The sequence below is a fragment of the Plantactinospora soyae genome, assembly GCF_014874095.1.
GTDB lineage: Bacteria > Actinomycetota > Actinomycetes > Mycobacteriales > Micromonosporaceae > Plantactinospora > Plantactinospora soyae.
Genome location: NZ_JADBEB010000001.1, coordinates 2,680,744 through 2,702,445 on the forward strand (window position 1 = coordinate 2,680,744; position 21,702 = coordinate 2,702,445).

Genomic DNA, 21,702 nt, shown 5'->3' on the forward strand with positions numbered 1-21,702 from the left:
CCGATCAGGTCGAGATCGGTCTTTGGGCAGCTTACCGACACTGGCTACTGAATAGGTGCCACAGAGGTACAGCGCGTAGTCGTACCCGGAGTTCGCGACGTTGACCAGGGTGGATGTGTGGCCCGGGGCGGGTGCTGGGCTCCGGTCGGTACGGACGTGCGGTCGTACCGCCCGACCCCGCCCGCCCCGGTGCCGCTCCACCACCAGCGGATGGCAGGGGAGGGTCATGGATCGGATCGACGAGGTGTTGGGTGAGGTGCCGTTGCCGCCGTACGTGACGGCAGAGGATGTGGACTTCGCGGTACGGGCGATCGCGGTGCACGCCCCCGAGCAGGGGCCGGACGGGCTGCGGTGCCGCAACGACCAGGCGGCGCATCCGTGTCGGCTGCACCGCTGGGGTCAACGGGTGCTGGCCGAGCGCGGCCTGTCCGAGGCCCAGGTCCGCGCGTCCGTCACGCACCACGAGGCATCGGCGGTACGGCCATGAGCTACCGGGCCGGTGAGCGTTTCGGCGCGCATCTCGTCCGCGCCGCGACCTTCGTGCGGCGGCGCTGGCGTGGCGGCCTCGACCCCGACGAGGTGTACGCCTACCTGCACATGGTCGCCGACGAGATGGAGCAGCTCCAACGCGAGGCGACCACCGCCAGGACCGAAGCGGAACGGATCCGCGAAGGGCTGCGGCAGTGGCGGTCCCGGCACGTCGGTTGCCGGTTCGTCGACCCACCCACCTGGTGCGTCAAGCAGAGCCCGCGACCCCGCTCCGGCAGCCGGTCCGCCGACGACTCCGAGCCGGATCAGCCACCCCGCAACGGCGGTCACTGGTGACCGAACCCCGGTGGGTCATCCACCTGCCGACCACGATCACCTCCCGGGACGCCGCCATCGACCTGGTCGACGCGTTGCGGACATCGTTGACGCACGTGCCCGTACTCGACTTCGGGGAGGCGACTCTTTCCGAGGAGGACGAGCAGTCGAGGCGTACCCGGATCTGGTGTGACGCCCCGGTCGGCGAGCCTCGCGCCGGCCCTGGGAGTCGGCGCTGTACGCGGTTCGTCGGCCACCCCGGCGGCTGCGGATCCACACGCGGATGAGCTGAGGAGGGCCGTAAACCCTCCGCCAGCGGCGCTGTGATTCAGAATCGTCCTCGGCTACCGTGCCAGGATGGTCGACCCGACACCCGAGGGTCTGCTCGCCGAGTTCTCCGAGCCGCGCCCCTTCACCCTCGACGTCGTGGTCCTCGCACCCAACGCCGGCGGTGTACACGTCGTGATCGAAGACGACGAGGTCATCTACGTCGGCGAGACCGGACACCTGCGCCAGCGTCTCCGGCAGCATCTACGCGGGAACCGCGGTTCATCGGTGCTGCACAAGCAGGTCGGCGAGGTACTGGATGCCGCAGGGGGACCGGTCGCCACGGCGGACGAGATCACCGGATGGCTGGGCGGGCGGACGGTCCGCTGGCATCCGACCGACCAGCGATCCGCGCTGAAGGCAGCGCTGGTAAAGCGGCTCAGGCCCCGCTTCAATCACGTGATCCCCGGCGGCGGTGAGGTGCCGGGGAGTAGGCGAACCGGGGCTCTGCCGGCCGATGAGTCGGTGATGCGGTCCGACCCCAGGAAGCAGAGCCAGTTCGAGCGGCTGCGGGACGGCTCGTACTTCGCCGCTGTGGTGGCCGCGAACCGGGCGTACCTGGAGGTTGCCGTACCCGACCCCGCCGAGACGGAGCGGGAGTTCTGGGCGCTCTCCTGCCTGCCCCGTACCCGGGCGGGTCGGCTTTCCACCATCTCGATGAAGGGGATGGAGACCTTCGTCCTCCACCAGCCGGCCGATCGGAGCGTCGCCGGGCCGGCAGCCGGGTTCGTGATCGTCCGGCGGTCGACGCTGACCCGGCACTGGCCCACCCCGGAGGCGCTGGCGGGAACCTTTCCCGGGCTCACCATCGAGGACTCGGACTATGTGGACGCGGGACCGGACCAGGCCAGGGTCCGGGGCCGGCGCGACGAGCTGACGGCGGCCCTGGCGGACGAGGACTTCGCCGCCGCCGTACGCGATCTTGCCGAATCGCTGCTGACCAGCCGTACGAGCCACAGGTCGGGCCACAACTACCAGCTCGCCGACGAGGTGCTCGGCCGGACGCGTCCAACCGGCGAGTGGCTCTACACGGTCGACGAGCAGTTCGACGGTTGGCGGCACGACCGAAGCAACCTCGAACGGTCGCCGCAGAGCAGCGGGGGCGCCAAAGCCGATTCCTGGTTCCGTCAGGTCAGCGCGGGTGACCGGATCTGGGTCTGCGTGGGCGAACCACCCCGGCGGCTCGTGGCGGCCGGCATCGCCTGGTCCGACACGGAAGAGCTGATCTTCGACGAGGGCAGTGTCCGGTGGCGGTTGACGGTCGATTGGGACCGCCCGCTGACCAACACCCTGCTGTCGGCGCAGACCCCCACGTCCGCCGTGCTGGAAGCCGAGGTGCAGGGCATCCGGGCGATGCGGTCGAACGAGTACGTCCGCCTGACCGAGCTGCTGGGCCAGCACCAGGCACCCACGCCCGAGGAACTTCCGGTTGGACGGCGGCGCCGGCTCGCCGAGATTACCCTCCGGCAGGGCCAGGTGAGCTTCCGCCGCCGGCTGATCGAGGCGTACGGCGGCCGGTGCGCGATCACCGGCTGCGACGTCGAGGCCGTGCTCCAGGCGGCACACATTTCCCGGTACGACGGAGCGGCGACGAACCAGGTCAACAACGGTCTGCTCCTCCGAGCCGACCTGCACAACCTCTTCGACCGTGGCCTGCTCTGGATCGACGACTCGTATCAGATCCGGCTCGCCGAGACCGCCACGCACTACGCCGAGCTTGCCGGCCGGCGTCTGCGGCTCCCGAAGAGGGTCGCGGACCGACCGGACAAGGCGGCCCTACGCCAGCACCGCAGCGAGGCCGAACCGACAGGAACCGGTCGGTAGCACCGGGGCAGCAAGGCCACACCGGGATCACCTTCTCAATACCCGTATATCTTCCGGCCCCGCTGGGTACCAGGCGATCAACCGCTGGTAACCGCAGCGCGTTGTCGAACGAAGGGGTCACCGAAGATGGTCATGGACAGCTCGTCCCTCGCCTCCGGATCCGTACGCGCCCAGGGCGAGGCACGGCGATGAGCGGCGCTCGGGGGAATCCGGCCACGGTGGCAGACTGCCTGCGGGTGGGTGCCGGCTTCTCACAGGGCGACCTCAACTGGATCGCCGAGCAGTTCACCACCCTGGACTCGCGGCTGGCCGCCTTCCCAGCAGACGGGACCGAACTCGAGGTGTCGGTGAAGGACCGGGACGCCAAGGGACAAAAGGTCACCCTGGAGTGCTGGATCGCCGGCCGCCAGAAGATCGTCACCACCTCGTCCGAGGAGGACCTGAAGGCCGGTCTGCACGACGTCCGGGACGACCTCCGGCGTCGGCTCAACGACGCGAAGACCCGGCAGGAACCCCGGCACAACCGGCATCTGCGCGACACCGGGCGGCCCGAGCCCATCCCGGTGGACGAGGCCACCCCGTCGGCCGATGACGAGCCGGCGGGCGGGACCGGCCCCACCGCCTGAGCACCTGACGTCCCGCCGGTCAGCCGCGACCGGCGGGACGGCGGTAGGTCCGGACACGGTCGCCACCTGATGGGTCAACGGCCCAGGCGAACCTCCGCCCCCGACCCACTCCCACCTGTGGGTCAGAACTGACGAGGATGCCGGACGGCGTCGCGATTGTGCTCCAGGGTCGTGACGAGGTCGGACAGCCGGCACTCGATCGTCGCATTGTTCGATCAGCGTTGCGGTGCGGGCTCGAACGGGGCCAGAAGCAGGTCGGTGAGACGCCGCCTGGCGCTCGGGTCACCATTCAGGCGAAGCGCGCCCGACTTCACTGCCGCCGCAAGGGTGATCTGGTGATCACATACGGCCCGGAGGGTGTCGAGATCGGTGCTGAGCGTCGCGTCGGGTTGCCCGGACGCCGTGTCGCGGCGGATCTGGACCGAGTCGTCGGCGACCTCGGCGAGGTAGGTGTCGGCGTCGATGCGGAACTCGTAGACGCCGCGAAGCTCGGCGGCCCGTGCCGGGTCGAAGGCCGCCTTGATGCTGAGCAGCAGGGAGTCGGTGCCGAGGGTGCCTTCGAGTGGCGGTGGGGCCTGGCTTCCCCAGCGTCCGAGCTGCAGGAGCAGGGGTTCCAGCGCGCGACCCCACTCGGTGAGTTCGTAGAGGCGGACCCGCGTCGGTGGTCCCAGGTCGCGCCGTCGTACGACGCCGTCCTCGGTCAGCTCGCGGAGCCGCTGGCTCAGCACGTTCGGGCTCACGGCGGGCAGGCCGGCGAGCAGGTCGTTGAAGCGCTTCGGCCCGAGCAGGAGATCCCGAACCACCAGCAGCGCCCAGCGCTCGCCGATGACATCCAGTCCACGTGCGACACCGCACGGGTCCCCATAGCTACGCATGCCGCTCATGACCTTCAGTCTACCTGTCGATCCTAATTCAGGATCGACACTTGTTTTCTAGGAGTCGACTCTCTAGCTTGACTTCCATGAGCCTCCCCGACAGTCGAGCGGCGAGCCTGCCGCAGGGCGATCTGAAGCTGCTGGACACCGCCATCGCGCAGCGCCTGCTCGGCGCGTCCCTGGTGGCGCGGTTGGCGTACACCGCCAAGGACGGGACGCCGCGGCTGATCCCGGTGAACTTCCTCTGGACCGGCGAGGAACTGGTCGTCGGCGCGTTCGCCGGCACCTACAAGATCCGTGACCTGCGGGCCAGGCCGGACGTGGCGGTCTGCATCGACACCGCCGACGGGCTGCCGCAGGTGCTGATGCTGCGCGGAAAGGTCACCCTGGCCGAGGTCGACGGCGTCCTGCCCGAGTACGCCACCATCCAGCGCGCGGGAATGGGCGACGAGATGGGCGACGCCTACCTGCGGGCGATCGACAAGCCCGGCCTGCGGATGGTCCGGATCGGCCTGCGCCCCACCTGGGTGGGAGTGCTCGATTTCCAGGAACGCTTCCCGGCGATGACCCCCGAACCGGTCCAGGCGGCCCTGCGCGGCGAGGGATAGCCGGCAGTGCCGCAGGCCCGGTCGGAACAGGCGCCCGTGGTCGAGCGGCGGCCCGATCAGGGCAGACGGAATCAACTCAGCAGAACGGAGAACGGCAGATGCGCAGAATCGTCGTGACGATGTGGACCACCCTCGACGGATTCGTCGCCGGCCCGCAGGACCAGATGGACTGGCTGCTGGTCGACGACCAGGTTCGACGGTACGAACGCGAGCTGGTGGAGAACGCCGGCAGCCTGCTGCTGGGCCGGATCACCCACGACGACTTCGCCGGCTACTGGCCACAGGCCGCCCAGAACCCCGCCGAGACCGAGGGAGTACGCGGGTACGCCCGGCGGGTCGACGCCATGGAGAAGATCGTCGTCTCCGCCTCAGGAAAGACCGCGACGTGGCAGAACACCCGGCGACTCGCCCGTATCGATCGCGACGAGATCGCCGAGCTCAAGCGCGGCCCCGGCGGGGACATCGTGGTCTACGGCAGTCTCGGAGTGATCCGGTCCCTCACCGACCTCCGACTCGTCGACGAGTTCCATCTCCTGGTGCATCCGCTGTTCCTCCGCCGGGGCAGGGCGCTGTTCGACGGCGACCAACCGCCGGTACGACTGGAACCGCTCTCCGCCGAACCCTTCGTCTCCGGAGTCGTCCTGACGAGGTACCGGCCGGCCGAACACATCCCCACCGCCGCCTGAGCGTGGCACCGCCGCGTCGGCCCGCTCCGGCCCTCAGACCTCCACGGCCGGCTTCCGCGCCAGGATGAACCCCTGCGGGGTCTTGTCCACGCCGTCGATCTCCCGTACCACCGTTGCCCACAGGTCGAAGCCGGCGTCGCGGAGCAACCGGACGATGTCGTCCGGTTGTTGCCGGTACCAGTCGCAGTTGATCGGCTTGCCGAAGGCCTCGTCGTGGTGCACGCAATCGTCGCCGACCTGGAAGGCGAGCATGAGCTGGCCGCCCGGCGCGAGTACCCGGTGGAACTCGGCGAGTACGTCGGCCCGGCGCTCCAACGGAACGTGGATGATCGAGTAGTACGCGAGCAGGCCGCCGAGCGAGGCGTCGGGCAGGTCGAGGGCCAGCATCGAGCCGACCTCGAACCGCAGCGCCGGATACGTACGGCGGGCGTGGTCGATCATCCCGGGCGACAGGTCGATGCCGAACACGTCCAGTCCCAGCTTCTGCAACACGATCGTCACCCGGCCGGGTCCGCAGCCGACGTCGGCGACCGGGCCGTTCCCGCCAGCGCGTACCAGCTCGGCGAACGTGCCCAGCAGTGCCCGGTCGAGGGGTCTGCCGTCCAGGTCCGAGCCGAACAAGTCGACGTATCCGTCGACCATGGCGTCGTAGGCGTCCCGGGTGTCGGCGAGAAACTGTGCGTCGGACATGGCGGTCGAGCGTAGTGGGTCGAGCCCCATAGATTGACGGCGGCGGACCGGCGGATGATGGACGCCGCGTACCGGCTGCGTACCGGCTGTGGCCTGGCGAGATCTGAGGAGCGCGAGCATGGAAGACACTCCGAGCCGGCGCAGCTTCCTCCAGGGCGCCGGACTGGTCGGGGCCGGACTGGTCGGTGGCGGCGGCGCGGCCGGGGCACTTCTTCCGGTCCTGGACCTGACCGGGCGGGCCGGCGACCGTACCGGTGACGGTGCCGATCCGGAGTCGCCCCGATTCACCCTCGCGGTCATCCCGGACACCCAGTATCTCTTCGACGGCGACCGGGGCGATCCGGAACCGCTGGCGGCGACCCTGAACTGGATTCTGGACCACCGGGCGGAGCAGAACATCGTCTTCACCGCCCACCTCGGCGACATCGTCGAGAACGCGGGCGCCGCCGAACTGGCCGAGGCGGGACAGGTCTACGAGGTCCTCGACCGGCACCGGATGCCGTACAGCGTGCTGGCCGGCAATCACGATATCGACGCGTCCGCCACGGACCAGCGTGGACCGAGTCCGTACCTGGAGGTCTTCGGGCCGCACCGGGTGAGCCGGCTGCCAAGCTACGGCGGCGGCACGCCGGACGGCTACAACACGTACCACCGGTTCACCGCCGCCGGACGCGAGTGGCTGCTGCTGGCGCTCGACTGGCGACCGTCGGACGGCACCCTGGACTGGGCCCGGTCGGTGCTCGCCGCGCATCGGAGTACCCCGGCGATCCTGACCACCCACGACCTCGCGGATTCCGACGAGACCGGGGTCGCCTGGCTCTCCGCGCACGGCCGGCGGCTCTGGGACGGGCTGATCGCGGACAGCGACCAGATCTTCCTCACCCTCAACGGGCACTACTGGCCGCCGGGGCGCCTCGTGCGGCGCAACGCCGCCGGCCGGGACGTGCATGTGCACATCACCAACTACCAGGATCGCTACTACGGCGGCGGGGCGATGCTCCGGCTCTACCACTTCGATCTGGCCCGCGACACGATCGACGTCGAGACGATCTCGCCGTGGATCCTCGGCCAGCGACCGGACCGGCGCGACGCCCTGGCCCGACGCGAGGTCGAGCTGACCGACCCGGCCAACCGGTTCTCCCTGCCGATCGACTTCACCGAACGGTTCGCCGGCTTCGCCCCGGTGCCCCGGCGCCCGCCGCGCGGCCCCGATGCCGTACTGGTCGACGGCACCGTCGCCTACTGGCGGTTCGACCAGGGCCGGGCCGAGGGCACCGCCGTACCGGACGGCTTCCGGATCGACGATCTGTCCGGGCGGGGCAACCACCTGACCCGGGTCACCCTCCCCGGCAGCGGCCCGGCCGCGCTGCGGTGGTCGGCCGGGCACCACGACGACCAACCGGCCCACGCGAGCCTCTTCTTCGACGGAAGCAGGCAAACCGACGGCGGCAGGCAGACCGACGGCGGCAGGCAGACCGACGGCGGCAGGCGACCGGCCCGGGGCGCCTACCTGCGTACGGTCGACGGAGCGCCGTTGAACGCGGCGACCTTCGACCAGGGGTACACCGTCGAGGCGTTCGTAAAACTGCCGGCGGACGTACGGGCCACCGACGACCACGCCAACATGAGCATCCTGAGCCGGTTCGGTGCCGGCCGGGACGCCGGAAAGCTCGGCGGCGACCCGGCGGCACCGATCGCGACGCTCAGCATGTCGGACGGGATGGCGGTGCTGTGGGCGGTCTTTCCGCTCGCGCAGGACGCCCTCATCGCCAACTGGGGCCACGAGATGCGCGCCGACGAGTGGTTCCACGTGGCGGTGGTCAACGACGGCCAGCACAGCACTCTGTACGTCGACGGTCTCAGACTGCTCCGGAACCCGTCGGCCCCGGCGACCGGGCTGGCCACCTCCGGCGAGCCGTGGCTCGTCGGCGCCCACCATCACGACCGGATCGTCGAGCAGGGCTTCTACGGCTGGATCGGCGACATCCGGATCGTCGACCGGCCGTTGCCGGCCAGCCGGTTCCTCCGGGCCTGACCCGGTCGTATCCCCGAGTTCATCAGAACGTGTAGCTGGTCAGGTACTCCGGAACGACGATCCTGCTCTTCGGGGCGGCCTTCCGGACGGCCGCGACCATGGCGTCGAGGCGCTGGCGGTCGGCCGGTGCGACCTGCGGCGGATTCCGCAGTGCCGTCTCGAAGTTGTCCCAGTGCACCGGCACCACGATCTCCGGCCGGTCCAGGGCGTCGAGCAGCCGGGGTACGTACTCACCGGTGGCATCGCTGGACGCCATCGCGATCATGGCGACGTCCGGGGCCAGACCGGCGACGTTCCGCTCCACGAAGTCGCTGCCGCCCATGAAGAAGACCGCCGGCCCGTCCTTGACGGTCAACTGGTAGGCCAGGGTGTCGCCTTCGGGCAGGTCGGCGATGGTGCGGGGCTTCGCCGGCGGGCTCAGCCGTACCCCCGGAAAGGCCATCGAGTACGCCGCGTTCCGGCTGTGCAGCGAGCCGACCACCTCGACGCGGTAGTCGCCGAATTCGAGCACCTCCCCGCCCTTGACCGGGCTCAACTGCGCCGACGGCGTCCCGTACGCCAACCCGAGCTGGTACGCCGTCATCGTGCCGATCACCCTGGCACCACTGTTCGCCGCGATCAGGGGTACGTCGTTGAAGTGGTCCCAGTGGGTGTGGGTCACCAGCACCGTCTCCGGCCGCCCGGCGTGCTCGGCGATCGCCCCGGCGTCCACGGTCAGCTCGGTCGCCGAGTTGAACGCCCCCTTGAACAGCCCGGTGTCGAACCGGCTCAGGTACGGGTCGACGAGCACCGTCCGGGCGCCGATGTCGATCCGCCAGCCGGACGTGCCGAACCAGCGGAACGTCGCCACCGCGTCCCGGCCCCGGCTCCCGGTCCCGTTCCGGCTAGCCACCACAGAACCAGACGCGGAGGCCGCTGCCGGCAGCCCCGCCACCGTGGTCAGGGCGGCGGCGCCGACGGCGGCGGTCCGGAGCAGATCCCGGCGGTCGATTCGAGATTCGGGCATGGCTGTGCCCTCCGATCGTTGTGCGAGTTGAGCGGTCGAATGCCGTCGAAACCAAACCACCGACCGAGCGTCCCCGTCCAAGACCATCCGCCGGCCCGGTCGATATCCGTTCGGATATCAGCCCTGCTCACGACGGCCGGACTACCACCGCCCCGGCCGGAAACCCGTCGGCCCACCCCGGCCCAAAACTCGTCGGTCCGCCTCGGCCGGAAACTCGTCGGACAGCCCTGGACGGAAACTCGTCGGGCGGCCCGGTTGGAAACTCGTCGGGCGGCCACCACCACCGGCTCCGCCACCTGACCGCCGGTTCTGTCGGGCCGGCCGGGTTGAATGGAGGCGCAGGCGGCCGACGGGATGGTGGTGAACGTGGTGACGGTGGAGCCGGAGTCCGGGCCGGAGCGGGTACGGATCGAGCCGTGGAGCGAGGACGACCTCGACCTGCTGCGCCGGATCAACTCTCCGGAGATGAAACGACACCTGGGCGGGCCGGAGACCGACGAGCAGGTGCTCGCCCGGCACGAGCGGTACGTCCGGTTCGCCGACACCGGCCAGGGCTGCATGTTCCGGGTGCTCGCCCTGCCGGAGGCCGTACCGGTGGGGAGTATCGGCTACTGGATCCGCCTCTGGCACGACGAGAAGATCTTCGAGATGGGCTGGAGCATTCTGCCGGCGTACCAGGGAAGGGGGCTGGCGACCGAGGCGCTGGCCGCCGTGGTCGACGTGGCCCGGGCCCGGCGGACCTACCGGTACGCCCACGCGTTCCCGTCGGTCGACAATCCCGCCTCGAACGCGGTCTGCCGCAAGGCCGGGTTCGCGCTGCTCGGCGAGACGGAGTTCGAGTTTCCGCCGGGGCGGCCGATGCGTTCCAACGACTGGCGTCTCGACCTCACCGCCCCGGGAACGGACCGGCGACGAACCCGGGAGTGACGGTCGGCGTCCGGCTAGTAGCCGCGCCGGTCGGTGTACCAGACGACGTGGTGGATCGGGACCGTGATGTCGCCGGAATTGACGCTGAGACCCGCGACCATGCCCTCGTCGTTCATGGCCCTCACCTGGGTGTTGTCGTCGGAGCCGAGGACGTCGAGCAGGGTCACCGCGCCACGTCGCCAGACGTACCCGCGCAGGCCGGCCGGGCCGACGAGGTCGCCCGTCACGTCACCGCGTTCGTTGATCGCCACGGCCGTGGACGAGCGTACGCCGGGAAGGTCGCCCAGGCCGGTGCGGACGCCGCGCTGCCAGACGTACGCCCGCGCCGGGCCGGCCGGGGAGTAGCCGGTGAAGGCGACCTGACCCCGGTTGTTGAGGTCGACCGAGCCGGTCGACGGGGGTATCACCGGCTCGCCGATCTCGGTGCGTACGCCGTCGTCCCAGAAGAAGATGGACGGGTCCGCGTCCGGCGGGTAGTCGCTGCCGACGATCTGCCCGAGGTCGTTGAGGTCGTTCAGCGAGACGTCGTGGCCGCCCAGCGCGCCCAGGTCGGTCAGGCCACGGCGGTCGTCCCAGCGGAAAATCCGCGACGGCGGTATACCGAAGGGTGGTGCCGGCTCGTCACTGGCGTAGTTGGCGGCCACCTGACCCCGGTTGTTGATCCGGGCGTTCGCGTGAACGATGTCGACGGGACCGGGCGAGGGCAGCCGGGTCATCACGCCGCGTCGCCAGACGAAGTAGGCGTCCGGGCCGTCCGCGGTGTTGCTGACGCCGACCACCTCGCCGTGCTCGTTGACGTCCAGGGCCCTGCTGTCCGGGCCGCCGAGCGTGCCGAGGTCGGTCGTCACGCCGTCCCGCCAGACGAACGCGTGCAGATCGCCGGAGGGCGTACCACTCTGGCCCACCACCTGGCCGCGATCGTTGATGTCCCGGGTGTTGACCGAAAGACCGTCGAGACCCCTGATCGGGGTCCGTACGCCACGTTGCCACACGGCCGAGACGCTCATGACCTGCCCGAGGTTGTTCACCTTGCGCGGCGCGTCGAGTGAAATCCGCACCGCCGGGATCGGCCGAGGCGCCAGGGCGGCGCGTTCGCCCGCGTTCGCCGGTTGCCCGGTCGCCCCCAGCAGCCCGACCCCGGCCAGCATCGTCGCGGCGATGGCGTATCCAGGAGCTCTGCGTGATCGTCCAAACATCGGTGGTCACTTCCCGTCACGTCGACACGACCGGAGTTCACAGTCACGGGGGACGGGCCCATGGTCCGCCGGCCCCGGCAGTGGCACAAGGCGTCGACCGTGCCAGGGGCGGCAGGGGTGGGTACGCGATTTGTCGCTTCACCCCGCGCCGTCGGCGGTGCCCGGCCCCGTCGAAACCGGCGGGCCTGCGACGTTCGTGACTACTCCCCGCACATGCTCGACCCGATCCGGCCCGGTGTCGGACATCGGATAACGATGGCCACCTGGAGGGCTGCTACGCGGTACGTCCGGCAGAGTTGGGTTCCGGGACCGGAAAGCAGCCGGCGAACGGGTCGGGGTAGTGCCGCCAGCCGGCCTCGCCGTCCGCGAGTTCGGCGTCGCTGAGCAGGCAGCCGGCGAGGACCCGGTGCAGTTCCACCGGGTCGAGGTCGAAACCGATGAAGACCAGGTAGTTCTCCCGGTCGCCGTAGTACGGGTCCCAGTTCAGCGCGGCGGCGAGCCGGCGTTGGGCACTCGCCTCGGCCCACCCCTCGTCCGGTACGTCGACCAGCCAGCGGCCGAGCGAGCCCAGGGTCAGTCCACCACCGGCGAACTCCCAGGCCACTGCGGTGTCGGGCTGACTGGCCAGCCAGAGTACGCCGCGCGAGCGGAGCACCGGCGCGTTCACCGCCGCCAACAGCTCGTGCAACCGTCCAGGGTGGAACGGTCGGCGGGCCCGGAAGACGGCGGAGACGATTTCGCAGTCCGGCACCGGTTCGTGCACTCCGAGCAGGTAACCCTCGATCCCCCGAGCCAGTACGCCGGGAGTCTCCGGCCGGTGTCGGTCGGTGTGGCGCAGCTGTCGGGCGAGTGCGCCCGCGTCGACGTACGGCTCGTCGACCGGGAGCTGGGTGGCCCACGGGGCGAGCCGGTGCAGCAGCACCGACAGTTGGGCGCTGTCGTAGCCGTCGTACCGCCCCTCGCCCCACAGCACGAGGGTGTCGGCGTACTCGATCTGCCGGACGAGTACGTCGGCCAGGGCCCGGTGGTCGTCGTCGGCGGCCTGGATGCCGAGCCCGGCCAGGTCGTCGGTGCTGGCGAGCCCGTCGAGCAGGTGTTCGGCGTCGACCACCGTGACGTACGAGTCGACGTGTACCCGATCGGTGATCGGGGCGCCGTCGACCAGGGTGTGCCCGCAGACCTCGGCGACCGCCTCCGGTTCGACCGTCTCGGGCAGCATCAGCACCAGGTCCTGCCCGGGGTGGGTCCGGGTCAGCCGGGCCAGGGTGGGCAGTACGTCCTCGCGCAGGGTGCACGAGAGGCAGCCGTGGACGAGTCCGACCATCTCGTCCTCGACGATCCCGGTGCCGGTACGCACGACCCGGCGGACCACCCCGGCCCGGAGGTCGACCAGTTCGTGCCGGACCAGCAGCAGCGACGGGTCGTCGGCGAGTAGCGCCCGGGCGAGCGCGAAGGTGGCGGACGGCCAGAACCCGGAGAGCACGGTGAGCCGGGCGCGGCCGTCGGTGCGTACGCCGGCGGTGGTGGTGTGGTCCGGGGCCAGGGGCGACGACATCGGGGCATCCTCTCGGCACTTGTTGAAAACGGTTGTCATTGTGGCATGCCCGCATGACGCTGGATGCTGGCGGGAGGGGGCATCGAGAATGAAAACCGTTCCCGTTATAGTTCCCGGCCGGAGCAGCAACAGCCGGCCGGAGCAGCAACTCCCGGCCGGCAGCAGGAACGGCCGGATCGAAGGAAGGAACGACACGTGTCCAGACGATGTGACGTCACCGGAGCGCAGCCGAGCTTCGGCAACACCGTCTCCCACTCCCATCGGCGCACCCGCCGCCGCTGGAACCCCAACCTGCAACGCCACCGCTACTGGCTGCCCGCCGAGCGGCGCTGGATCAGCCTGACCCTCACCGCCAGGGCGATCCGGACCGTCGACCGCGACGGAATCGAGCGGATCGTGGCCGGGCTGCGGGCCCGAGGGGTACGCCGCTGATGGCCCGGCACACCGACCTCCGGCCGATCGTCAAGCTGCGCAGCACCGGCGGCACCGGCTACACGTACGTCACCCGGAAGAACCGCCGCACCAACCCGGACCGTCTCGTCCTGCGCAAGTACGACCCGGTACTGCGCCGGCACGTCGACTTCCGGGAGGAACGCTGATGGCCCGGCGCAGCCTGGTGGAGCGCCAGGCCCGCCGGGCGGACCTGGTCCGCCGGTACGCCGGGCCCCGGGGCGCGCTCAAGCGGGCCATCGCCGACCCGGACACCGATCCGGCGGTACGCGCCGAAGCGGTACGCCGGCTCAGCATCCTGCCCCGGGACTCCAGCCCGGTACGACTGCGCTCCCGCGACCAGCTCGACGGACGACCCCGAGGCGTGTTCAGCCGGTTCGGGCTGTCCCGGCTGCGGTTCCGGGAACTGGCGCTGCGCGGCGAGTTGCCCGGCGTACGCAAGGCGTCCTGGTGACGGTCCGATCGGCCAACACGCGCGGCACACCAGCGGGTACGCGGCCACCGGGGAGGCATCGGCGGTCGTCGGGCCGGATCGGTCGTCGAGTTACGACAACCCGGCCGGCGGCCCGGATCCACTGGTCAGCACGGCCGCATTTCCGGCGCCCTGGATGCTCGGCCCACGGCACGGCCCGGATTCGACGCGGTGGCCGGGCCGGCGTTGACGGCGTCCGAACTCCGGAATAGCGCCCTGCGCCAACCGTTTTCGCTCGGCATCGGCGCCGAGTGGGGGGCCGGGACCGACCCACGGCCGTCAATGGCGGACGCGTCCTAGCATCAGCGACATGACACATCCGCCGCTCCCGCCGCGACGCCCGCCGCGGCGGAAGTCCGGCGAGCCACTGCCCGTCCTGCTCGACATTCTCGTGACGCTGTTGGCAGTGGGCTGTGTGGTGGGTGCGGCCGGTGGTTACTGGTTGCACCGGAGTTTCGAGGAGGCACTCGGTTCGGTCGAGCGCACCGCCGATGAATACGTGTCCAGCCTGCGGGCCGGGAACTGGGCCGACGCGTACCGGCAGACCTGTGCCGCCACCCAGCGGTCGATGACCGAGCAGGAGTTCGTCGCCGCCCAGCAGTCAGGACCGAAGGCGACCGGCTACGAGGTGGTACGGACGTCCGTCGACGACCACAACGGACGGCGGGCGACCCTGATCCTCCGGGTCACCTACGTCGGTGGCGAGGTGCGGACGCAGGAGATTCCGCTGGTCGACGAGGGCTCGTGGTACCCCTGCCCCTGAGGGTGGCGCGGTGCGGCGGTGCACGCCGGCCCGCCCCGCTCACCGGTGACCTCGGCGAACGGGGGCGAGCGACGCCGTGCGCAGTGGTGGGACCTCGGATCCGGCGGTGGTCAGCCGACCGACGCGGGAGCCATCTCCGCGACGGTCAGCTCGACCGGAGCCGGCGTCTTCGCCTCGACGGCGGCGCGCTTGCGGGCCCGGTGCGCCGCGACGTGCGAGCGGGTGGCGCAGCGCTCCGAGCAGAACCGGCGGCAGCAGTTCGACGAGGTGTCCAGGTAGACGTTGCCGCACCGGTCGTCGGCGCAGAGGCCGAACCGCGCGCTGCCGTACTCGCAGAGCCAGACCGACAGGCCCCAGACCGCACCGGCCAGGTATTCGGCACTGACCGAGGCGCCGCGGCTGGTCACGTGCATGTGCCAGTCCTTGGCGTCGTGACCGGAGATGCGCGGCTGAACGGGGTAGTTCTCCAAAAGTGAATTCAGCTCGGTCACCGCGTCGGCGTCCCGACCGGCGGATCCGAATTCGAAGACGTCTCTGAGTCGTTTCTGGGCTCGGCGGAAGGCGGCGACATCGCGTTCGGCCACCTCATCGCGCATCCAGCCGTGCTCCTCGGGAAAAACGGCCCGGAGGTCGTCGAGGTCGTCGAGTCGCGCGTTGACGAGATCAACCCCGGTCCGGGCGTACGCGTCGAAGTTCACCCGACAACCGTAGACGACTCACGGCTCCCGTGGCGCGTCCACGTAGTGGGGAAGGAACCGCGCGTAGCCATCGGTGATCAAGCTCTTGCTCTCCCGGATGCCGGCGCCCGCCGACTCCCCGTCGACCACCCAACTGCCCAACACCACGTGATTATCCGAAAACGACGGTAGTGCGCGGAATTCCTGGTAGCACCATCCCTCGTCACCATAGATGCCTGGATTGTTGATCTCTCCGGCGCCGGTGACGATCCGGACCGATCCGCCCTCCCGGCCCAACAGGGGCTTGACCACGTATTCGGCCATTCCCCGGGGCGAGTCCAGGTACGCCGGCAGCAGGAACGGGTGATCGGGATACAGCTCCCAGAGCACCGCCAGCAGCGCCTTGTTGGAGAGCAGCAGCTTCCAGGCCGGCTCGATCCAGGTCGTCGGAGTGCCCGGATCCAGCGCCGGTCGGCCGTACGGCTCGGCGAGCATCCACTCCCACGGGTAGAGCTTGAAACAGGTGAGGATCGGCGTACGGGCCCCGTCCGGGCCGGCCGGAGCGGTGAACCGGCGGCCGTCCCAGCCGATCTCCAGCATCGGCAGCATCTCGGTCCTCAGCCCGGCCTGGTACGCGGTCTCGGCGAGGTAGCCGGCGGTCATCTGGTCCTCGCCGGTCTCCTCCTCGTCCGACCAGGCCACGTGCACCAGTGGGTCGTGCAGGCCGGCGCCGATCTTCCGCCAGGCCTCGACCAGCCGCTCGTGCACGCTGTTCCACTGGTCGAGGGTGGGTCGGGTGTCCTCCAGCCAGTACCACTGGATCACCGACGCCTCGACCAGCGCGGTCGGAGTGTCCGCGTTGTACTCCAGCATCTTCGGGGGCCAGGAGCCGTCGTACCAGAGATCGAACCGGCCGTAGAGGGTGGGCGGTTGCTCCCGCAGCGACCGGCTGACCGCCTCGGCCGCCCAGGCCGGGATGCCGAACTCGGCGAACCGGTTCTTCGCCACCACGTGCTCGGCCGCCGCCACCGACATCCGGTGCAGTTCCTCGGTCGCCTCCTCCAGCCGGAGGACCTCGTCGAGTTCCATCCGGTAACAGGCGCTCTCGTCCCAGTACGACATGAACCGGCCGTCCGGCAGTTCGGTGTCGGCGTAGACCAGACCCTGACTCCGGACCGTCGCGGACCAGTCCGGGCGGGGCGTACTGCTCTCCCGCCGCACCGTCAACCGCCGCAGGAGGCGAGGTGGGTGCCGAAGCCGCTCTGGGTGGGCACCGCCGCGACCGGCTCGGCGCCTCCACCGCCGACCCTGGCCTCGGCCACGCGCGGCGGTGCCGGGGTGGCGGTGGCCAGGGAGCGGTTCTTCGGGTTGTTCGACCGCGAGTCGCAGTCGTCATCGTCGCCCACCTGGTTACACCCGGTGAGGGTCAGGGCGAGCGCGGTGAGCGCGCCCAGGTGCACGCTCGCGGACCGGAGACGCCGTGGCGAAAGTTTTTCCACGAGATCGTTGTAACCGATGCGCGCCACCGACGGATACCCCGGGCGGTTGGTTGGCGGCTTGGCATCCGGTCCCCGCGTACCCGGAATCGGCTGGCGTTACGCTCGGCTCATGCTCCGATCGGTCATCCTCGCCGCGTCCCGGTCAACCCGGTTCGAGCGGCTCGTCGAGACGGCCCCGTTCACCCGGGACGTCGTACGCCGGTTCGTCGCCGGCATCTCCACCGACGACGCACTGCGCGCCACCCGTGCGCTGGTCGCCGATGGTCTCGCGGTCTCCATCGACCACCTCGGTGAGGACACCGTCAGCGGGGACCAGGCCATCGCCGTCCGGGACGAGTACGTGCGCCTGCTCTCCGGGCTCGCCGACGCCGGGTTGACCCCGCCGGCCGAGGTCAGCGTCAAACTGTCCGCACTGGGGCAGAAGTTCGACGAGCGGCTGGCCCGGGAGAACGTCCAGGCGATCTGCGCCGCCGCGACGGCGGCCGGCACCACGGTCACCCTCGACATGGAGGACCACACCACCACCGACTCGACCCTCGACATCCTGGCCGAGCTGCGCAAGGACTTCCCTGGTACGGGGGCGGTGCTCCAGGCGTACCTGCGGCGGACCGAATCCGACTGTCGGGAGTTGGCCACCCAGGGATCCCGGGTACGGCTCTGCAAGGGGGCGTACAAGGAGCCGGAGTCGGTGGCGTACCAGTCAGCGCGCGAGGTGGACAAATCGTACGTCCGCTGCCTCAACATCCTGCTCTCCGGCCCCGGGTACCCGATGATCGCCACCCACGATCCCCGACTGATCGCCATCGCCGAGGACCGGTCCCGGTGGTTCGACCGGGCGCCGTCCGAGTTCGAGTTCCAGCTCCTCTACGGCGTACGCCCCGACGAGCAGGCCCGGCTCGCCGAGGCCGGGCACACCGTACGGGTCTACCTGCCGTACGGCACCGACTGGTACGGCTATCTGATGCGGCGGCTCGCCGAGCGCCCGGCGAACCTGGCGTTCTTCGCCCGCGCCGTCGCCACCCGGCGGTAGTCGCCGCCCGCACCGCCGTCCCGCTCTCCACCGGTACGCCCGACAGGCGCATCCGGCACCCCGGAGGTCTGGTCCGAAGGACCGTCTCCTCGGGGAACCGGATGCGCCCGCTCCGTCGTCGACGGTGGTGCTCCTACCAGTTCACCGTCCGCCGACTACCCGTTCCTCGTGTCGACGAGGATCAGGCGAAGCAGTTGTCGATCTCCGAGCGGCCCGCACAGTTGTCGGGCCGGTTCTTGAAGATGACCGAATCGTCGTCCACCTTGACCTTGGCGTGGTCGGCGAAGACCCCGCCGCCCTTCTTGGTGGCGTCGTTCTCGGTGATCTTGACCCAGGACAGTTTCAGCGAACCGCCCTTGATCGCGATGCCGCCACCGACCGAGCGGGGACCGACCGCGCTGTTGTGGCTGATCTCGGTCTTCCGCACGATCACCTCGGACTTCTCGCCGAAGATCCCGCCGCCGTCACCACGGGTGGTGTTGCGGGTGATCTTGCTGTCGTCCACCACGAGCAGACCCTTGATGGTGGCGATGCCACCGCCGTTCGCGGTCCCGAGGTTCTGGCTGACGTTGACGTGCCGCACCGTCAGGGTGGCGTCCTTGTTGAACAGGCCGCCGCCCACCTTGGCGGTGTTGCCGTTGACCTCGCCGTCCTCGACCTTCGTCCGGGCCGAGACGCTGGCGATGCCGCCGCCCTCGGCCGCGTTGTTGTGCTCGAAGGCGCTCTTGTAGATGTCGGCCGCACCCTGGTAGTTGGCGAGTCCGCCGCCTGCCCGGTAGGCACTGTTGTCGAAGAACTCCGACTTCTCCACGGTGAGGACGCCACCGTTGAGAATGCCGCCACCGCTGCCGGAGGAGCTGTTGTCGACGAACTTGCTCTCCACGACCGCCAGGTGGCCGTCGTTGAAGATCGCCCCGCCGCCACCCTCCTTGGAGAGGGCGGTGCTGTGCGCGACCGTGATGCGCTTGACGACAGCGCTGGCGCCGTGGTCGACGGAGATCGCTCCGCCGTCCGAGGCCCGACCGTTCTTGAGGAACACGTCGCTCAGCTCCAGCTCGCCACCGTCGCGGACGGTGAAGAAGCGGAAGTCCTTGGCGTACGAGTCCCGCTTGATGGTCGCGCCCTCGCCCTTGATCTTGATCGGCGTCTTGATGACCGGCAGGCCCGAGTTGTCGCCGTACTTGTGGCCCTTGCCGCCGTTCTTGTCATCCTTGCCGTTCTTGTCATCCTTGCTGTCGTCCTTGAAACCCTTGCCGTTGTACTTGTCACCACTGTCGTCGTACGCGGTGAGCACGTACGTGCACTTCGGCGCGAGCGTGAGGCTGGCCCCACCCTCGGCGTTGGCGTGCACCAGCGCCGCGATGAGCTCGTCCGGGTCGCACGGTACGGACGTTTCCTTCTTGTCCTTCTCGTCCTTCTCGTCCTTCTCGTCCTTCCCGCACTCCCAGCCCGAGCCCTGGCTGCCGCCGCTCTCCGAGCCGCCCTGCCAGCCGGAGCCGCTCTCGCTCCCGCTCTCGGACCCGCCGTGCCAGCGCGAGCTGTCCGAACCGGGGGTCTCCCCGGACGCACCGTTCTCGCCGCCACCCTGCGAGCCACCCTGCCAGCCGGAGCCGCTCTGCGAACCGCTCTGCGAACCGCCCTGCGAGCCGCCCTGCCAGTTGGATCCGCCCTCGGACCCGCCCTGCGAGCCACCCTGCGAACCGCCCTGCCAGTTGGACCCGCCCTGCGAGCCACCCTGCCAGCCGGAGCCGTGCGAGTCCTTGGACTCCTCAGCCTTCTCCTTCGAGTCCTTGGACTCCTCGGGCTTGGGCTTCGGGTCCTTGGTCTCGGTCGGTCCGGCCTTCGGGTCCTTGGTCTCGGCCGGTCCGGCCTTCGGGTCCTTGGATGCCGTCGGTCCGGCCTTCGGGTCCTTGGTCTCGGTCGGTCCGGCCTTCGGGTCCTTGGATGCCGTCGGTCCGGCCTTCGGGTCCTTGGTCTCGGCCGGTCCGGCCTTCGGGTCCTTGGATGCCGTCGGTCCGGCCTTCGGGTCCTTGGTCTCGGCCGGCTTGGCCTTCGGGTCCTTGGACTCCTCGGGCTTGGCCTTCGGGTCCTTCGACTCTTCCGGCTTGCCGTGCTCACCCTGGCCCTGCCACGACCCGTTCCAGCCTCCGCTGTTTCCGGTGTCGCAGCCCTTGTCCTTCTCCCCACCCTGCCAGCCGCTGCCGCCAGAGTTCTGACCCTCTTCGGGCTTGCCCTTCGAGTCCTTGGGGTCTTCGTCGTGCTTGCCGGGATCCTTGCCGTTCTCGCCTTTGTCGTTGTCAGCGGCGACGACGGACAGCTGTCCCAGGTTCAGATCGGTCAGGCCCTTGTCTCCGGCCAGCGTTGCCACGCCGGTCAGGCCAGCAGCCCCGACCACCAGGCTGCCCGCGACGACGATGCCTCCGGCTAAGAACCACCGGGACCGCCGCCTTGTGGGCCGCGTTGTGGGCTGACCGGGATCCACGTGGCTCCCTTGGAATTCGGACATCAAGCTCCCTGCCTTTCGAATACAAGACACGGCCGCACCAAGTGGGGCGCGGAGGGCTACAAATGGGTTGTAGCCACTGAACGTCACCGTACGGCCCCGTTCCGGGCATCGCGGGCTTATATGAGGAAAACCCACGATCAAGTGGAATTAGGCCGCTGCACGCTTGAAAAGTGCGAACCAGATAGATGGCGGCCAGATCCCATCAATTCATTCCGGGCAAGGAAAAGCAGACAGGGCGTCCGAAGGACTTATTACGCCATACCTCAAAGACACCCCGTGAAGGACGAATCCGTACATCCGACGCGTAGAGGCACTGCTGGCACGAAAGGCGTCCTATCCCGGTCAGGGATCCTCCGGATGGCGGCCCGTCCGGGCGACCGGCGAGACTGGCCCGGTGACGCCCGTTATCGACGACTACGTCGCCGCCGTGGGTTCGGGGCTGCGGGGCGCCGCCCGACTCCGCGCGGACATGCTGACCGAGATCCGCGACGCGCTGGTCGACGCTGCCGAGAGCCACCAACGGGACGGGGCCGGTACGCCCGAGGCGGAGCGGCTCGCCGTACAGGAGTTCGGGTCGGCGCGGCGGATCGCGGCGGGACTGCAGAACGTACTGGCCGTGGACCAGGCCCGGCGTACGGCGGGACTGCTGCTCGCCGTACTCGGCACCCAGTACCTGACGACCGAACTGATGGGCCGGACAGGTGGCTGGGAGCAACTGTGGGGCGCCAACGAGCCGGGTGGGGCGTACCTGTGGCTGGCGCGGGCGACGGATGTCTTCTCCGGGCTCGCCCTCACCAGCGCCGTCGTCGCGGTCGTCCTGCTGCGCTGGGGGCTGCGCCACGTGGGGATCCACCTGGTCGTGGCGCGGCTGACCGCCGTACTCGCCTCGGTGGTGATCGGGACGACGCTGCTCTGCGGCAGCCTGCTGACCGTGCTGCCGCCCGAGGCCGGCGGTGTCGGGCTGCTCGTGGGCGGGCTGGTCTGGCTGACGTTGTCTGCCCTGGTGCTCGCCTCCGCCTGGCACTGCTGGCGGGCGGCGGCACCGCACCAGGAGTTCCGGCCGCCGGGCCAACTCGTCGGGTCGTAACGGGCGGACAATTGGTCTCGGGCGTCCACACAGGAGGGTCGCGACCTCGCCGACGGTCG

At 70.0% G+C, this 21,702-nt stretch carries 24 protein-coding genes; 15 read left to right on the forward strand and 9 right to left on the reverse strand.

The window, feature by feature from the left end; translation table 11 throughout:
* Positions 1-226 precede the first annotated feature (226 nt).
* The 5 genes from H4W31_RS11985 (at position 227) to H4W31_RS12005 (ending at position 3,581) form a co-directional block, all read left to right on the forward strand.
* Positions 227-487, forward strand: a complete 261-nt coding sequence (locus tag H4W31_RS11985) for a hypothetical protein (RefSeq protein ID WP_192766734.1) — start codon at positions 227-229, stop codon at positions 485-487.
* Positions 484-825 carry a DivIVA domain-containing protein gene (locus H4W31_RS11990; protein WP_192766735.1) on the forward strand — a complete coding sequence of 114 codons (342 nt, stop codon included), beginning with the start codon at positions 484-486 and terminating at the stop codon, positions 823-825. The genes H4W31_RS11985 and H4W31_RS11990 overlap by 4 nt, the downstream gene beginning before the upstream one ends.
* Positions 822-1,091 carry a hypothetical protein gene (locus H4W31_RS11995; RefSeq protein WP_192766736.1) on the forward strand — a complete coding sequence of 90 codons (270 nt, stop codon included), beginning with the start codon at positions 822-824 and terminating at the stop codon, positions 1,089-1,091. The genes H4W31_RS11990 and H4W31_RS11995 overlap by 4 nt, the downstream gene beginning before the upstream one ends.
* 70 nt (positions 1,092-1,161) lie before the next feature.
* Positions 1,162-2,955 (forward strand): HNH endonuclease, encoded by a 1,794-nt coding sequence (locus H4W31_RS42690; RefSeq protein ID WP_225945496.1) that lies wholly within the window; start codon positions 1,162-1,164, stop codon positions 2,953-2,955.
* Between the two features lie 188 nt (positions 2,956-3,143).
* Positions 3,144-3,581 carry an HPF/RaiA family ribosome-associated protein gene (locus H4W31_RS12005; protein WP_192766737.1) on the forward strand — a complete coding sequence of 146 codons (438 nt, stop codon included), beginning with the start codon at positions 3,144-3,146 and terminating at the stop codon, positions 3,579-3,581.
* Between the two features lie 215 nt (positions 3,582-3,796).
* On the opposite strand, the gene H4W31_RS12010 is transcribed toward H4W31_RS12005, so the two are convergent.
* Complete coding sequence (locus H4W31_RS12010) at positions 3,797-4,465, reverse strand: winged helix-turn-helix transcriptional regulator (RefSeq protein WP_192766738.1); 669 nt, start codon at positions 4,463-4,465, stop codon at positions 3,797-3,799.
* Positions 4,466-4,542: 77 nt separating this feature from the next.
* Here H4W31_RS12010 and H4W31_RS12015 point away from each other — a divergent pair, with 77 nt between their 5' ends.
* Both H4W31_RS12015 and H4W31_RS12020 read left to right on the forward strand, forming a co-directional pair.
* On the forward strand, positions 4,543-5,064 hold the full coding sequence (locus tag H4W31_RS12015) for a pyridoxamine 5'-phosphate oxidase family protein (RefSeq protein ID WP_192766739.1): 522 nt from the start codon (positions 4,543-4,545) through the stop codon (positions 5,062-5,064).
* A gap of 98 nt (positions 5,065-5,162) precedes the next feature.
* Positions 5,163-5,750, forward strand: coding sequence for a dihydrofolate reductase family protein (locus H4W31_RS12020; RefSeq protein ID WP_192766740.1), 588 nt, complete (start codon positions 5,163-5,165; stop codon positions 5,748-5,750).
* Positions 5,751-5,783: 33 nt separating this feature from the next.
* On the opposite strand, the gene H4W31_RS12025 is transcribed toward H4W31_RS12020, so the two are convergent.
* A complete protein-coding gene (locus H4W31_RS12025) occupies positions 5,784-6,440 on the reverse strand; it encodes a class I SAM-dependent methyltransferase (protein WP_192766741.1) in 657 nt (218 codons plus the stop codon).
* A 118-nt stretch (positions 6,441-6,558) separates the two neighbouring features.
* Here H4W31_RS12025 and H4W31_RS12030 point away from each other — a divergent pair, with 118 nt between their 5' ends.
* Entirely contained in the window at positions 6,559-8,475 is a 1,917-nt protein-coding gene (locus H4W31_RS12030; protein ID WP_192766742.1) for a LamG-like jellyroll fold domain-containing protein, read from the forward strand.
* A gap of 22 nt (positions 8,476-8,497) precedes the next feature.
* On the opposite strand, the gene H4W31_RS12035 is transcribed toward H4W31_RS12030, so the two are convergent.
* Positions 8,498-9,481 carry an MBL fold metallo-hydrolase gene (locus H4W31_RS12035; protein WP_192766743.1) on the reverse strand — a complete coding sequence of 328 codons (984 nt, stop codon included), beginning with the start codon at positions 9,479-9,481 and terminating at the stop codon, positions 8,498-8,500.
* A gap of 330 nt (positions 9,482-9,811) precedes the next feature.
* On the opposite strand from H4W31_RS12035, the gene H4W31_RS12040 reads away from it, so the two are divergent.
* On the forward strand, positions 9,812-10,408 hold the full coding sequence (locus H4W31_RS12040) for a GNAT family N-acetyltransferase (protein ID WP_225945497.1): 597 nt from the start codon (positions 9,812-9,814) through the stop codon (positions 10,406-10,408).
* 14 nt (positions 10,409-10,422) lie between these two features.
* On the opposite strand, the gene H4W31_RS12045 is transcribed toward H4W31_RS12040, so the two are convergent.
* Together H4W31_RS12045 and H4W31_RS12050 are read right to left on the reverse strand one after the other, a co-directional pair.
* Positions 10,423-11,604 carry a hypothetical protein gene (locus tag H4W31_RS12045; protein WP_192766744.1) on the reverse strand — a complete coding sequence of 394 codons (1,182 nt, stop codon included), beginning with the start codon at positions 11,602-11,604 and terminating at the stop codon, positions 10,423-10,425.
* A 274-nt stretch (positions 11,605-11,878) separates the two neighbouring features.
* Entirely contained in the window at positions 11,879-13,159 is a 1,281-nt protein-coding gene (locus H4W31_RS12050) for a CobW family GTP-binding protein (RefSeq protein ID WP_192766745.1), read from the reverse strand.
* 195 nt (positions 13,160-13,354) lie between these two features.
* On the opposite strand from H4W31_RS12050, the gene rpmB reads away from it, so the two are divergent.
* The 4 genes from rpmB to H4W31_RS12070 all read left to right on the forward strand — a co-directional run bounded on the left by rpmB (position 13,355) and on the right by H4W31_RS12070 (position 14,844).
* Complete coding sequence (gene rpmB / locus H4W31_RS12055; protein WP_192766746.1) at positions 13,355-13,591, forward strand: 50S ribosomal protein L28; 237 nt, start codon at positions 13,355-13,357, stop codon at positions 13,589-13,591.
* The gene (gene rpmG, locus H4W31_RS12060) at positions 13,591-13,758 is read left to right on the forward strand and encodes a 50S ribosomal protein L33 (protein ID WP_192766747.1); all 168 of its coding nucleotides are present in this window, start codon (positions 13,591-13,593) and stop codon (positions 13,756-13,758) included. Before rpmB ends, rpmG begins: the two co-directional genes overlap by 1 nt.
* Positions 13,758-14,063, forward strand: a complete 306-nt coding sequence (rpsN, locus tag H4W31_RS12065) for a 30S ribosomal protein S14 (protein ID WP_192766748.1) — start codon at positions 13,758-13,760, stop codon at positions 14,061-14,063. Before rpmG ends, rpsN begins: the two co-directional genes overlap by 1 nt.
* Positions 14,064-14,391: 328 nt before the next feature.
* The gene (locus H4W31_RS12070; RefSeq protein ID WP_192766749.1) at positions 14,392-14,844 is read left to right on the forward strand and encodes an Rv0361 family membrane protein; all 453 of its coding nucleotides are present in this window, start codon (positions 14,392-14,394) and stop codon (positions 14,842-14,844) included.
* A 110-nt stretch (positions 14,845-14,954) separates the two neighbouring features.
* Here H4W31_RS12070 and H4W31_RS12075 read toward each other — a convergent pair whose 3' ends face one another.
* Genes H4W31_RS12075 through H4W31_RS12085 form a run of 3 tightly spaced genes read right to left on the reverse strand, consistent with a single transcriptional unit; the run spans position 14,955 to position 17,020 of the window.
* Positions 14,955-15,542 (reverse strand): CGNR zinc finger domain-containing protein, encoded by a 588-nt coding sequence (locus tag H4W31_RS12075; protein WP_192766750.1) that lies wholly within the window; start codon positions 15,540-15,542, stop codon positions 14,955-14,957.
* Between the two features lie 18 nt (positions 15,543-15,560).
* The gene (locus tag H4W31_RS12080; protein WP_192772034.1) at positions 15,561-16,742 is read right to left on the reverse strand and encodes a glutathionylspermidine synthase family protein; all 1,182 of its coding nucleotides are present in this window, start codon (positions 16,740-16,742) and stop codon (positions 15,561-15,563) included.
* 2 nt (positions 16,743-16,744) lie between these two features.
* Positions 16,745-17,020, reverse strand: coding sequence for a hypothetical protein (locus tag H4W31_RS12085; protein WP_318783143.1), 276 nt, complete (start codon positions 17,018-17,020; stop codon positions 16,745-16,747).
* Between the two features lie 109 nt (positions 17,021-17,129).
* Between H4W31_RS12085 and H4W31_RS12090 the strand changes: the two genes are divergently transcribed.
* Positions 17,130-18,050, forward strand: coding sequence for a proline dehydrogenase family protein (locus H4W31_RS12090; protein ID WP_192766751.1), 921 nt, complete (start codon positions 17,130-17,132; stop codon positions 18,048-18,050).
* A 181-nt stretch (positions 18,051-18,231) separates the two neighbouring features.
* On the opposite strand, the gene H4W31_RS12095 is transcribed toward H4W31_RS12090, so the two are convergent.
* Positions 18,232-20,418: a hypothetical protein gene (locus H4W31_RS12095; protein WP_192766752.1), complete on the reverse strand. Its 2,187-nt coding sequence runs from the start codon at positions 20,416-20,418 to the stop codon at positions 18,232-18,234.
* Positions 20,419-20,950: 532 nt separating this feature from the next.
* Here H4W31_RS12095 and H4W31_RS12100 point away from each other — a divergent pair.
* A complete protein-coding gene (locus H4W31_RS12100) occupies positions 20,951-21,643 on the forward strand; it encodes a permease prefix domain 1-containing protein (RefSeq protein WP_192766753.1) in 693 nt (230 codons plus the stop codon).
* The last annotated feature ends 59 nt before the right edge of the window (positions 21,644-21,702 follow it).

Coding starts and splice junctions, on each gene's coding strand:
- H4W31_RS12045 (WP_192766744.1), bottom strand. CDS start 11,604: ATGTTTGGACGATCACGCAGAGCTCCTGGATACGCCATCGCCGCGACG.
- H4W31_RS12040 (WP_225945497.1), top strand. CDS start 9,812: ATGGAGGCGCAGGCGGCCGACGGGATGGTGGTGAACGTGGTGACGGTG.
- H4W31_RS11985 (WP_192766734.1), top strand. CDS start 227: ATGGATCGGATCGACGAGGTGTTGGGTGAGGTGCCGTTGCCGCCGTAC.
- H4W31_RS12025 (WP_192766741.1), bottom strand. CDS start 6,440: ATGTCCGACGCACAGTTTCTCGCCGACACCCGGGACGCCTACGACGCC.
- H4W31_RS12030 (WP_192766742.1), top strand. CDS start 6,559: ATGGAAGACACTCCGAGCCGGCGCAGCTTCCTCCAGGGCGCCGGACTG.
- H4W31_RS12050 (WP_192766745.1), bottom strand. CDS start 13,159: ATGTCGTCGCCCCTGGCCCCGGACCACACCACCACCGCCGGCGTACGC.
- H4W31_RS11990 (WP_192766735.1), top strand. CDS start 484: ATGAGCTACCGGGCCGGTGAGCGTTTCGGCGCGCATCTCGTCCGCGCC.
- H4W31_RS12035 (WP_192766743.1), bottom strand. CDS start 9,481: ATGCCCGAATCTCGAATCGACCGCCGGGATCTGCTCCGGACCGCCGCC.
- H4W31_RS12020 (WP_192766740.1), top strand. CDS start 5,163: ATGCGCAGAATCGTCGTGACGATGTGGACCACCCTCGACGGATTCGTC.
- rpsN (WP_192766748.1), top strand. CDS start 13,758: ATGGCCCGGCGCAGCCTGGTGGAGCGCCAGGCCCGCCGGGCGGACCTG.
- H4W31_RS12005 (WP_192766737.1), top strand. CDS start 3,144: ATGAGCGGCGCTCGGGGGAATCCGGCCACGGTGGCAGACTGCCTGCGG.
- H4W31_RS12010 (WP_192766738.1), bottom strand. CDS start 4,465: ATGAGCGGCATGCGTAGCTATGGGGACCCGTGCGGTGTCGCACGTGGA.
- H4W31_RS12015 (WP_192766739.1), top strand. CDS start 4,543: ATGAGCCTCCCCGACAGTCGAGCGGCGAGCCTGCCGCAGGGCGATCTG.
- H4W31_RS42690 (WP_225945496.1), top strand. CDS start 1,162: ATGGTCGACCCGACACCCGAGGGTCTGCTCGCCGAGTTCTCCGAGCCG.
- H4W31_RS12070 (WP_192766749.1), top strand. CDS start 14,392: ATGACACATCCGCCGCTCCCGCCGCGACGCCCGCCGCGGCGGAAGTCC.
- rpmG (WP_192766747.1), top strand. CDS start 13,591: ATGGCCCGGCACACCGACCTCCGGCCGATCGTCAAGCTGCGCAGCACC.
- H4W31_RS12090 (WP_192766751.1), top strand. CDS start 17,130: ATGCTCCGATCGGTCATCCTCGCCGCGTCCCGGTCAACCCGGTTCGAG.